Consider the following 12,776-nt stretch of genomic DNA (forward strand, 5'->3'; position numbering starts at 1 on the left):
TTTATGACAGTTCCTGCATCTTCTGTGTAATACGGAAGATAACGAACTCTGCCGGACGTACCGGTGCAATACCAATTACACAAATCAATCTGCCATTCAGAATATCATCCTGTGTCATAGTCGATGGGCCAATGTTGATAAAGAATGCCTGATCCTCACTGGAGCCAGCCAGTGCACCACTTCTCCACAGCGTATTTAGGAACATATGAATCGTTCCTTCCACACGCATCCAGAGATTGGCATCATTCGGCTCGAATACCGCCCAGTTTGTATTGGCACGAATACTTTCCTCTACATAGATGAAAAGCCTGCGCACATTGATATATTTCCAAGACGGATCAGAGGACATCGTTCTGGCACCCCAGACACGGATTCCCTGTCCAGGCAGTGAACGAATCAGATTGATTCCCTTCGGATTTACCTTTCCCTGCTCCACCTCATTGTAATTCACACTTAACCCGGTACAGCTGCGGATAACCTCATTTGCAGGAGCCTTATGCACTCCGCGCATATTGTCCACACGGGCATAAATACCTGCCATGGAGGCACTCGGTGGAAAATAGCTGTTCGTTTTCATAAGCGGATCAAACATCTGCAGCCATGGATGATAGATGGCCGCATAGGTGGAATCAAAATAGGAACGATGGGTCAGCATCTCATCCACACTGCGCGTATCAGAAGGCATATCCAGAATGGCAAAACGATTTGTTAGTCCTTCACAGTGTGCGACAAGTGCACTTTGCACTTCCGGAATTGTCACACCCGGTATCGCCATAATACTGACATCATCCACCTCTTTGAAAGCTTCCAAACCGCTGCGCTTACCCGGGCCTTTATCCTCCCCCAGAAACAACTCGGCACCTTCTTCTATTACGGTTTTTCCATCCTTCAAAAAGCCGGTATAAGCAGCGTCGTTTAATGCAAACTGCGTCAGCCAGGAGGAAAGCCTGTCAACGGATTCCTCTTCTATGGAGAATACCGCGTGCAATATGATTCCCTTTCCCATAACGCGGTTCACAAAATCCGTAGCTGCGCTGTTCAGTGAAACATTATAGGTTTCCACGATACCGTCACATTCTGCTTGTATAAGAAAACCGATTCGATGTAGAAATATGGAAGGAAGCATATTGTTATCTGCGTATGGAATCGTAAAGCTGTGTTCCAGCTCCAGCTCTCCCTCTCGTACACTGACAATACGGTTGTATTCTTTTCCTTCATTGGAAACGAGCTCCACCAAATCACCAGCCTCATATCCGCTGATACTCTTAACTCGGAATATCCGCTGTTCCTCATCCTTAGCTTCTTCCAGGATATTTGTTTTAATCAGGCGCTGTTTTTCCATGGAGACGCGGATTTCATTTCCCCATGCGCCGACACTGCCTGCTTCCAGATGCAGAGTGACACCTTCATGAGCCAGCTTTAGAACAGCAGCTGTATCCTGACTGCTTGCGACACGCATGACATAGCAGCAACTGCCGCCGTTTGTAAAAAACTGATCAATTCCATATGCTAAATGGCGGTATTTCACAGAGGCATCCAGATATCCTCCAAACACGCTGCGAAATTGTGAAAGTCCGGTAATCAGCACCGGCTTTCCGGTAACAGGGCCGCGCTTCGCAAGTCCGATGAACCCTGCTGTCGATGTTCCAACACCCTCCATGGCTTTTGGCCCGCTGTCAAACTCCTCTACGTATACTCCCGGTGATAAATATTCTGCCATTGCTACTCCTCCTTTTCACCCTTAAGGCATTACTTTACGTATATTTTTATTCATACTGCTTTACGATAAACCCTTTATCTATAGTCACAGCCGTTATGCTGCGACCAGTAAAAACACGCTCCGATATGGCTTGTACCGCTATGATATCCGCTTTCCACTAAGATCATCTGACACTGGTTAGCTGCCATGTTATAATGACCATGATGCCACTCATAGCTGACCCCAGGCGCAGCTGCATTTGCAATCGCTTTCGTATACCCTGTTGCTGCACCAGCGGTATCTGCATTGGTGTTGTCCGTAGCACGATATCCACTCATCGTGATGGTAACGCCATTCGTGTCACCCAGATAGCAGTTTGCAGCTACCAATGGAAGAGGTGCATAGACAGGCACAAACATATTGGAGAAGAATGCACGCATAGAGGGGAAGGTTCCATAATCAACCTCTGAATACACTCTATCCTCGAAGTATTTGCGCATTCTCTCTGTGACCGGTGGTAAACCATTTTGATGTGTATAGCCACTCAATGCCCGCTGAATTTCATTCAACATTGTGTAATCATTATACAGGGTTCCATGAATCACGACATATCGCTGGATTACATTTTGTTGCGTCATGCCCTGTTGGACAGTGCCGGAGTTATTATGAATTATGAAATTCTCTGCCTCCTGTTCCAACCTCTGATTTAAAACAACGCTGCCACTTGCATTATTATCAGAAATTATATTCTGTTTTTGCTGAACGATATGTGCAACCTCATGCCTTAACTTATTTTCATGAAAGGGAGCCAGATAAATCGTATCCTTTTGCGCTATTCCAGCTGCCTGATAGTGTGCCGGTCTCATGCTGTTATAATATACCTTCACATTGGATAGATCACAGCCTGATTTTCTTTGTGCTTCAGATTTCAAATCGGATGGAATACCCGCTTGTTTTTCGGGCATTTCTTTTTTCAAATACAGCATACCTATTTCACTGTAACCTTTTGTGCCGATGTGGATATAAACTGAATCGTACCTCCATATGCACACATTGCCTTAGCATCCATTGTTAATACCGGGCTTCCTTTCACCTGAACAGTGGGTCCTGTAATCATCCATGGTCCAGCTATTACAGGCATACAGGGCATCGGTGTCAGCACTCCCAATGCAGCAGCTGTTGCACTGGCTACCACAGGATTCGCCAAGCTCTGACACATACCGAAGGTTGGAATACTGCCGGGACTGATATCCTGCATGGTACCTACAGGCAATCCTGCCAATACACTTGTATTACTCAATGCCTGAAAGGGACACGGTGCCACCCCAAACGAGCATTTCATCATAGCTCCTGTTGTTACAATCGCTCCCATATTTAAACTCCTCCTTTGTGTTTACTTTTTGTCTTGACATCCACATGCCGTACAATATTGACCTTTTCATTTTTCATAGAAGCTATCTCCACCGGTGCAACACGTAGATATAATGCAGGCTGCAAAGGCTGATGAAGACTTTCCCATATATGAATTTTCGAATCCAGCTCCATATTGACAAACTGCAGAGGAAGCTGACGGTCCTTTACCTGCAAGACAGACAAATCATGGAAAATCTGTATCATTTTCTCATACAGGATTTCCTCCTGCTCCTTATTGTAACCGCCAAAGCGTGCATCCTCATTCACATAAATCAGGTAGCTCAGTTCCATCAGTTTTGGGGGGAATACACGGGAATCTCCATCCACACTTGCATAGCGCTGTGCGGTTATAGAGTATTCGCTGATATCATACAGATAGATACCAATCTGTACATCCTGATGCTCATGTCTGGGAATGCAGAGCTGCACGCCGTCGCGGTCCAGCAGATAATCCGGATACAGCTGGTCAATCAGCTGTGCGCATAGTGTCTTAGATACCTCATGGATCATTTCACAAATTTCTCACTTTCTTCCTTTACCGCCTCATCCTCCTTAAGCATGATGGTATACAGCAGCTTATCCTCATATATCGGATAGCCATAGCCGATAGACAGCTCCGTTACCGGATAGAGGACACGCCTTGTAAGATCAAGCTGGAAATGGTATTGCAATTCTTCTATATTATTTCCGTGATCTACAAGGCTTGTACATTTGCGATATTCTTTAAATTGGTTATTTTCCGTAAGCCGTAGTGCTATTACATCGTAGGCATCCATCAAAAGCTCTTGTGTATGCGGGCGGTATTTCTTCTGCCAGGAGGCTTCAATTTTATCCGGTTCTGTTCCGGTATTAGGATCATCAATATTGTTATCCACCATCATGATGGAGGAAATTACGATATCCTTAGGCTCCTGCTTATCCTTCAGCTTCCATTCTTTCTCGCCTTTATCCAGCTTTAATGGATATTTGGTAAAGAAAGCCAGGGATAACAAATCTGTTTTGTATACGATTGCCGTTGTATTTTCATAAACATATATGTGATACGGCAATAGAAAGCTTTTTTGTACATCTTCTAGTGTGGATGGCAGAAAGGATGTAAAGTTGATATGCCCTTCATGCATGGCACCTGTATAGTAAGCCTTGCCGAAGGTATCAAACAGCGTACCGCTACCCTGAGGCTTTCCAAAGGCAAATTCTCCCTGATACACCTTGCGGGTATAGGCACCTTCCTCATACAGAATCCCCTGTCCATGCCGCATGTTGTCAAGAAATTCCCCTTCATAGTCAATGTTTCCCTGCTCATCGTAATAAATCCCCTTCCCTTCGAATTCACCATCTACGAAGGAGCCTTCATAGAGTAAAGAATATTTCCCATCGACTTTGCGATAAGCCGTTCCATCTCCATCCGCACGGTTGTTATGCACCTCTCCGACATATTTGCGCATATCTCCTTTGTCAAAATACAGGGTACCGCTTTTATCCTCCATAACATTATCCACAAATTCACCGGTATAGATTTTGTGTCCGTGTTCATCATATAAGGTTCCCTTGCCATTGCATGCCCCATTGGAAAACATGCCCTCATAGGTAAGCTTTCCTTCCTGATTCAGGATTTTCACATTACCCTGGTATTTTGCCAGATTTAAATCATTATAGGAAAAGGTGGCAGCCTCCATATTCTGATTGGTGATGCGATTTAAGAGCTGCTGCAAATCTCTGCGAAAGAAAAAAATCGGAATACAGAGAACAAGCAGTAACAGAAGCATAAATACCCTGCGGTCAATATATATATGAAAGAAGCGTACATAATCTTCACTGGAGTGCTTTCTTTTCATGGATTCATACGTTCTTCCCCGATGCGCTGCAAGCCGTCATAGGTTCGCTCGCTCCATTCCATATATTTATAAATACCGATGCCACACAGTACCAGGATGCCTATACCGGCTAAAATGATGCTGCCGATGCGAATGAATAGGGTCCAGTTATATGTTTTCCGAATAAAAGCGTCTTCCATATCATAAAGATCATTCATCAGCTGTGCATAGTCATGATAATCTCTATGCTCTGCCTTTTCCACAAACTTCAAATACTTCTCCGGCTGCTGATAGCGGTGCAGATGACGGGTTTCCTTTCCCTGTGACAGGATACTTACAAGCAGCTTTGAGGTTGTACAGACCGCTGTTGTATGCAGCGGATGCTGTAAATGTGAAAAGTTTGGGTTCAGGAACAATTCAATATCCAGGGTTGAAGTAACACCGATGCTGTAAATATCCAGCGTGAGATCCAAAAGGCGTTGGGGTAATTGTTCCCGCATGCACGCAAATACAAGATTGCGGCATAGGACGATACGCTCCTCTATGGTATGGGATTCCTGTAGCCAGGCAGATAACGATGCTGCATCCTTATACGGCTGTATCAGACAAAAGCTGCCCTGATAGAAGCTATAAGAAAGATCATACTCCATACACAATGCGATCAGCGGTCTTTGTAGTTGTTCCTGTGCAATGCAAAAGACGCGGTATGTGAGATTTTCATATTCGTATAAATGACAGGTACAGGACGGATTTTTATACAGGACACCCATATGCTTCCAGTGTTCAAGCTGCTGTTCACTCATGTTTATCCATCACCTTTACATAGGCACTGACCTGCTGTTCGCGATAGTATGCGCGAATCTGATAAAGACCGCACGTATGACCTGCTATAAAGGTTCCATCTTCCTGTAATTCACCACTGCTTCGCTCATCCAGCGAGTAACGCACCTCTTTGCTGTCATCCTCTTTGTCAAATACCGCTGTAAAGCGACAGGTTTCCTGAGGTCTGCAGGTGAGGGTGGAAGGCTCCAGGCGAAGCAGGTGGTTCTCTGTTTCCTCATGCTGCTTCATATCCCAGGCTTTCGCATACCAGTGCAGAATCAGCTTCTGTTCATAATAATCCTCGGGCACGGCTACAGCAGCCTGAAAGCTACCTGTCCAGGGATAGCTGCGCACTGCCCAGCGGATTTCCTCTTTTTGAAACAGTGAGCTGTCCCCGCTGATTAGTTGTTTCCGGTATTCCTGTGCATCCGCATTCTTTTGCACCTCCAGAGAAAGCTGAAGCTGTACTTCTCCGGGGCCAAGACCATGGCTGATTTCATCACTGTAAAAAACCGGATGCAGGCTGTCACATTGAAAATTCAGAATACCGCAGGCTTCCTTAGTCTGTGGAGATTCCGCAAAATACTTGTCATGCTGTTCAGGCGGACGCCAATGAAGCTTTCGCTGAAATTCATTTATCACCATATCCAGCTGCGGCCTTTGACATTCCAGGCGCCCTGTTTCTTCCACCCTTTGAATTTCCAGATGATCCTTTTGAAAACAAAAGTCCACATAGCCAAGCACCAGCTCTTTCTGAAATACGAACGGCTTTTTCAGGAATCGGGTCATCACAGCCTGCTCTATATGCTCAGCTATTTCTATTTCAAAGGATGCACATGAAGGGGAGACCAGACGGTTCTCCAGCTTCAGTTGGTCAATATGAAACATCGCATAATGACCTCCTGCTTGTTCATTTCTTTTTAATGGTATTTCCATCGTGTACTTTGTTTGTTTTTGTTTTGCGGAAAGCTCAATACTCTGTATATGGTACAGTGGAGAACGAAGGGTCATTGATACTTCAATACCTGCTTCCTGTCTCTGTTCCATAATTAGCTGAAGCTGAACATCCCCTGCATGCGGCAATATGCGTGGAAGAATCAGATACAGCTTGCGATCGCTGTCCTCAAAAACCACCTGTTCCTGAAACAGCTCCTCATCCAGATAATCCGGCAGTCGAAGCCTTTGAATACAAAGCTCATATCCATCCTCCCATTTTCCATATTCCTCGTGCTGGTCTGCACTTGGAAATTCACAAAATTCTTTCTCAACTGCTGTTTCCTTATACTGCAGTGTGATCCATCCGGCATTTGCATTAAGCTGGGAAAAACCGGATAGCTCTTCCAGCATGATAGTCAGATCATGGTCCAGATGTATATAATTACCTTTCGCATCAACAGCACTTCCCGCACTGATCTGTAAGGCTTCCTTTGCTTGTTGGGTTACATGAAGCCCGTATAAAATCCCCTCGCCAAGCATGAGGTGTGTACGTTCCTTTATCTGACCCAGCAAATAGCGCTGTTCACATATAAAGTCCTCGCTGCGCAGCATTTTTCCATGATAATACCTGTTTCTCTGTTTTTGCATACTGTATCACCGCCCATACTGTAATAAAGTATTTCTTTTCCTTTATTTTAGCAGAATTGAATTAAATATTCCTACATTTGGGACGAATGGTAATATACAGGGACGAATGGTAGATGCATATATGGTATAGCATGGAAACCGTTTGTCCCAATTTGAATACCATTCATCCCACACATATAAAATTTGCAGGTTCTTTGTGTATAATAAATACAAGGAGCTGATAATGATGTCATTTAAACAGTTAAAAAAAAGCAATCGGAATAAAGATATGAGTTCTGTATTACAAACAGAATTTGAGCAGAAAAGCAATGTTGATCTCAGCAATGTCCATATTCACTATAACTCTTCTCTGCCTAAACAATATATGGCTTCCGCGATTGCGCATAATAATCAGATAGATATTGCTTCCGGAAAAGAATATTTGTTGCGTCATGAGCTTACCCATATAGTCCAACAGAAGCAAGGACTCGTAGATGCCACAGAAAAGCGAGGAAATCATTATTTCAATACCAGTCCTGTTTTGGAAAAGGGGGCAGACAATGCCGTTATAAAGCGTAAGCCACCGACGCATAAGCAGCAAAACATTATACAGATGGCTCCCATTACCGATCAGGAAATTATAACCCAAATACTGAAGGCTGGTATTACATATATGAATTCCCTGTATCCTGAAATAATAGCCTTCTTTAAGGATGCAGACTCTGATGATTTAACTACAGAAACACTTCATGCCATTATTGAATTCGTTTATCAAACCGATGATGCTTCTATTTCATACCTGCACAATCTCTTTCAGGAATTTCCATTTGAAGCTAACATACCAATTTATATAAGTTTTATACAATTTATAGATCGTTACCCTGAATTAGCTCCACATCTTTTAGATATTACTTCTATACTTGGTATTTCCGCTTCTGATTATCTAATCAACGCATTTTCAAAAATTCCTGACCTTGTCATAGATACCTTTCACTTACTAGTTAAGGAGCAACATAATATTGCTGCATTTTCTACTCTTTTTCAAGAGCAGATACCGATGTGTGCGTCAAATATTATGGTCTCTGAAAAAATTACGATGGCAAACCTCGGAGATTCCATCTATAATATATTAGGTAAAAAAGCTTATACTTTATTTAATGATTGTGTAGCGAAGCTTGTACAATGTTGTATACCAGCCAGTATAAATGATGTTCTGCTTGGATGTAATCTGAATGTTTCAGAATACATCCTAACAGTCATAGATGGACAGGTTTATACTGCTGACGCTACAGCTACAGAAATAGATATGAAAATGTTTTTACGCAGGCTTCAATTAACCACTGATTATGTTCAGAGTGTTTACGACAAGTTCCATGGAAAGTATTTAATAAAACCCACGGGCAGCGATCCGCATTTGCAAGGACGCCAGGTCGTATTTCTCATTGATGCTTTGGGTGGTATTTTTATCTATAAGAATCGTCCACTAGAGATAGATAATGAGCTCGCCGGCAAAAATGGATTTTTAAAAGAAGTAGGAGAGCTTTTAATCACAGATCCAGAGATGCAATTTCAAGGAATGCGCATTGATCCAGTATCACATATGGAGGAAGTTATTTCTCCTTTAGGCGACCCAAAAACAGAAGCACTGGATTTAGAGACCGCTAAAAGAAATTATTTTCAGCTTGGTGCTTTACAGGCGATTGCGAGCGTTACCGGAATTGTTGATCTCCATGCGGACAACATCATATTTTCTGCAGTTGGACTTCACATTATTGATGCAGAATGTTCATTTCTATCTTTTACTGATACGTTAATAGAGCATGACAAATCAAGCCCTTTCATAATGATTTACTCCTCATCCTTGTTAAGCTACACAAATTCAGTTTTTTCAATCAAAATGCCTGACGACAAGGTTGTATTATCTACAACCGAATCTCCTCAGCTTATGGAGATGTTCTATAAAGGAAAGAACTACACAATGATAAAAATCAAAGCAGAGAAGGCTGACTTTCTTCAAATACTGTCCAAACACCTTGTCAATATACTTAGCTCCCGGATCGTTCCTATCGCGACAGGTGACTTCGCTGAATCAATGCATGGTTATGCCTTTTCAAACAAAGCTGATAAAGAAGCTCTTCTAATGAATACCATCGAAAGGATATCAACAAATCTAATGGATGACAGCTATGCATATATGACAGGACAACCAAAGCCTGTCTTTCAGCCTGATGTAATGTATAATGTGTTATACAATGCCTTTGAAAACCACACCATTCCGGCATTGGAATTTCAATGGTCCACATCCAAAATATATATGGATTCTCAGGAAATATGTGCGCTACATTATCGTAGAAACGGTACCATCGTATCCTTTGTTCTGGAAAAGGTGGCACAGATGATTGACTGTCTATAATCTAATGCAAAACATTGGCAATTCGCATTTTACATTTCTGATATACTTCCTGTTTTCTAGCTCTGCTGATATAGAGAATCCTTTGATTCTGCATGATGATTTCATTTCCGTGAATGCTTTGAATGTATGTTGGATTTATAATAATACCGCGGTTAATCAATAAACAGCCATAGCTGGATAATGCATCATGGGCATATTTGATTGTTGCCCGATCCTTCCAGCAATCCTGCCGGCCGTTAATGTACAAATAGTTTTTATTGCATTCAATATAATAAATTTCCTGTATACGCAGCTTCCGCATCGTATCAGAATGCTGGAAATAATAGCATTCATCCTTCCCATACAAGTACTTCAGTTTCTCTTGCAGAGATTTACAGTCCTGTGTAAGCTTTGAGCATCGTATTGCGAAGAACCAGGAGTAGCTTTGCAGAGAAAAGAAATCCTCACTGTTTTCACAAAGCAATATCGTTTTCGCTTTTCTGAAACAGGAAAACAATGTCATGACCTTATGATTCACATCCTGAATATCAAAAGCATGGAGGACAATATAATCAAATTCTTTTACCTGTGGTATGGAAGGCTTCTTCTGTAGAAATTCCATACTGCTGCTGGTCACCATGTAGCCACTGCCGGATGCAAGACAGTTCAGAATCAGCTGCTCCATCTCCTGCTTTACATCAATAAAAAGAATTGTTAATTTACCTGTATCCATCATGAAGCATCACCCCTGTACGTATTTCCCCCAAATTCATCCATAAATCTTCATGTGATAATTATATGATAATTCACAAAATATTACATAACCACTCGGTAGAAAAAACTGCCAGTAAGGCAGTTCGTTTATTTATTAGGATATAGGATACATCGGGTGATAAATTTATAATCCGTCTTATAAAAATCGGCGATCCCCTTATACTTTTCGCATACTGTTTTCATATTGATCATGCCATAGCCATGCTTTTCTGAACGCTTTTTTGGCAGAATTCTTCCGGATACCGTCATGGAGTGGCACTTATTTTCGATACGTACAAGCAGCCTTTCATCAACATAGCGAATATATATTATGATTTTGGGATGGTTAGTAAGCTTACTTTCCTGTATAGCATTTTCCAATGCATTTCCAAGTAAAACAGTGAGGTCTGTAGCATCTACTTCCGGTTCCTTAATTACAACTGCATCTACCTCAACTTCGATAGCTTCGCTGGTGCAGCGCTGCACATAGTAATTTAAGATACTGTCAAGCAGCGGACTGGCTGTATAGGTGTTCTGGCTGATTTCCTCAATCGTCTGTGTGTATTGTATAAGATACTGATTCAGTTCTTTTTGTCTGTTTTCCTGCAGTAAAGATCTGATGACATTCAGATGGTGCTGTAAATCATGGCGGATTCTTCTGGCATCCTCGATACTGTTTGAGATCTTTTCATATTGTGTCTGAAATGAATCTAGCTGATGATAAAGCTCACGATTCGCAAGAGATTCCTTCAATTCTGAGAAATACATATAATAAACAAGTATATCAGTCGCAAGAACAGCAATGAGAAACAGCATCAGATCCACATCTTTGAATAAACCATTTGTCCGATTCATTACAGTGAAAATGCAGAAGCAGTAAAGAAATATCACAGTGACGAGATATAAACAGCCTCGTCGTACAGATGCCTGATCCATCGCGGGGAGAATCCGCTGTATCGTGTGCTTAAAAAAGTAAGCAACAAAGGGATAGCTGAAGGCAAGCAGCAGCAAATTCATGTACGCGTTCTTATTATATACGGTATAGGAATGATCATAGAGGAAGGAGGCAGGCATATTGACGAAGGGTGTTACAACCGTGTAAATAACAGCACCGTATTGGATGACGGTTATGTAAACAAGTAATTTCTTTATAAAGACCTCCTGTGTTTGATAACAGATAAAGACAGCCGTTATCAAGAGCACAGCCAGAAAATACAGGTCGGCAAGATTTCTCATAAATGCATAACCGCTGCCATCTTTTGTATACAGACAATTCATCATCAGGGAAAAGAGTGCAGACGCTGCAGTTAAAAATATAGAGCAGTAGAGAATCACCTTTTTCTTACCCAAACGAAGCATGCCGGATGAAAAGGGGAAGCAGGCAAGGATGGCAAAGGGAAGCGTTTGAGATAAAAAACCGATAAACTGGGTAAGCTGCTGTATTACCGACATACTGCTTTTCCCATTTCCGATTGTTGAAACAGATAATCATGGTATTTCTGCAGCACCGTATTTCTACGCCTGCGGCTTATAAGAATTGTCGTACCGTCTTTTAACAGACAGGTACCATTTCGCTGTATCTGCCGGATGAAGGACAGATTCAGGATCAGCCCCCTGCTTACTGTAATCAGCTGTTCTTCTTTTATAATATTCTCCACACGTAGGAATGGCATGTTGATGAATACAGGCTCCTCTATCGTGGAAAGATAGATTTCAATTCCCTTATTCCTACTTTCTATTTTCTTTATACGATGGATGGGAAATTCACAGGTATTGCGCTCTGTTTCCAGCCGGAGCGTATGGATAGGAAGCCTTGCCCGTTCAAAATAACGGCTGAATACCTCTTGAATCTGAAGCTCATTTAAAGGCTTTACGATATAGTGTAATGCATTGAGTTGAAATGCTTCCGGCGCATATTCCTTACTGGTCGTAAAAAAGGCGATTTCCAGATTTTCCTGTAGAATGCGAGCCTGCTGGATAATGTCGATTCCATTTTCAGCTTTCAAATAAATATCCATGATAACAAGGTCACAGGGTGTTTTGAGACGCAGAGAGTGTAAAAAGGCTTCCCCCGTTGTGTAAAAGGTCAACCGGCATTCAAATGAAAGCTTCTGTTCAGCTTTATGGATAGCTCTGTGGAGTTGCGCAGCATCCAGACGATCATCTTCGCATACAGCAACATGTAAGATCATAACATTCCCCCTTTTGTGTAATATTATAGCATGAAAAATATAGAACGGTATAGGAGCGCTATAGAAAACATGATATAGGAAAAGCCTGCATCTGTGTAGAGCTACATACAAATACAGGCTTTATAAAC

At 42.1% G+C, this 12,776-nt stretch carries 11 protein-coding genes; 1 reads left to right on the plus strand and 10 read right to left on the minus strand.

All coding sequences use genetic code 11. The annotated features are described in order from the left end of the window. Position 1: 1 nt before the first annotated feature. The 7 genes from NE665_RS02865 to NE665_RS02895 all read right to left on the minus strand — a co-directional run bounded on the left by NE665_RS02865 (position 2) and on the right by NE665_RS02895 (position 7,332). Complete coding sequence (locus NE665_RS02865) at positions 2–1,720, minus strand: phage tail sheath family protein (protein ID WP_178759855.1); 1,719 nt, start codon at positions 1,718–1,720, stop codon at positions 2–4. A gap of 74 nt (positions 1,721–1,794) precedes the next feature. Further along, positions 1,795–2,676: a DUF4157 domain-containing protein gene (locus NE665_RS02870; RefSeq protein ID WP_256302452.1), complete on the minus strand. Its 882-nt coding sequence runs from the start codon at positions 2,674–2,676 to the stop codon at positions 1,795–1,797. 11 nt (positions 2,677–2,687) lie between these two features. After that, positions 2,688–3,071, minus strand: a complete 384-nt coding sequence (locus NE665_RS02875; RefSeq protein ID WP_178759853.1) for a DUF4280 domain-containing protein — start codon at positions 3,069–3,071, stop codon at positions 2,688–2,690. 2 nt (positions 3,072–3,073) lie between these two features. Beyond that, positions 3,074–3,622: a Pvc16 family protein gene (locus NE665_RS02880; RefSeq protein WP_178759852.1), complete on the minus strand. Its 549-nt coding sequence runs from the start codon at positions 3,620–3,622 to the stop codon at positions 3,074–3,076. Next, on the minus strand, positions 3,619–4,878 hold the full coding sequence (locus NE665_RS02885) for an MORN motif containing protein (protein WP_233104515.1): 1,260 nt from the start codon (positions 4,876–4,878) through the stop codon (positions 3,619–3,621). Before NE665_RS02885 ends, NE665_RS02880 begins: the two co-directional genes overlap by 4 nt. A 65-nt stretch (positions 4,879–4,943) precedes the next feature. After that, on the minus strand, positions 4,944–5,729 hold the full coding sequence (locus NE665_RS02890; protein ID WP_178759850.1) for a hypothetical protein: 786 nt from the start codon (positions 5,727–5,729) through the stop codon (positions 4,944–4,946). Continuing rightward, complete coding sequence (locus NE665_RS02895; protein ID WP_178759849.1) at positions 5,722–7,332, minus strand: hypothetical protein; 1,611 nt, start codon at positions 7,330–7,332, stop codon at positions 5,722–5,724. Before NE665_RS02895 ends, NE665_RS02890 begins: the two co-directional genes overlap by 8 nt. A 226-nt stretch (positions 7,333–7,558) precedes the next feature. On the opposite strand from NE665_RS02895, the gene NE665_RS02900 reads away from it, so the two are divergent. Beyond that, complete coding sequence (locus NE665_RS02900; RefSeq protein WP_233104516.1) at positions 7,559–9,724, plus strand: DUF4135 domain-containing protein; 2,166 nt, start codon at positions 7,559–7,561, stop codon at positions 9,722–9,724. A 1-nt stretch (position 9,725) separates the two neighbouring features. Here the strand turns inward: NE665_RS02900 and NE665_RS02905 are convergent, their stop codons facing one another. The 3 genes from NE665_RS02905 to NE665_RS02915 form a co-directional block, all read right to left on the minus strand. Next, a complete protein-coding gene (locus tag NE665_RS02905; RefSeq protein ID WP_178759847.1) occupies positions 9,726–10,439 on the minus strand; it encodes a LytTR family DNA-binding domain-containing protein in 714 nt (237 codons plus the stop codon). 125 nt (positions 10,440–10,564) lie between these two features. Then, positions 10,565–11,908, minus strand: coding sequence for a GHKL domain-containing protein (locus NE665_RS02910; protein ID WP_178759846.1), 1,344 nt, complete (start codon positions 11,906–11,908; stop codon positions 10,565–10,567). Beyond that, positions 11,899–12,648, minus strand: a complete 750-nt coding sequence (locus NE665_RS02915) for a LytTR family DNA-binding domain-containing protein (RefSeq protein ID WP_178759845.1) — start codon at positions 12,646–12,648, stop codon at positions 11,899–11,901. The genes NE665_RS02910 and NE665_RS02915 overlap by 10 nt, the downstream gene beginning before the upstream one ends. Between the last annotated feature and the right edge of the window lie 128 nt (positions 12,649–12,776).

This window comes from Clostridium sp. DFI.1.208 (assembly GCF_024463855.1).
Classification (GTDB): domain Bacteria; phylum Bacillota_I; class Bacilli_A; order Erysipelotrichales; family Erysipelotrichaceae; genus Clostridium_AQ.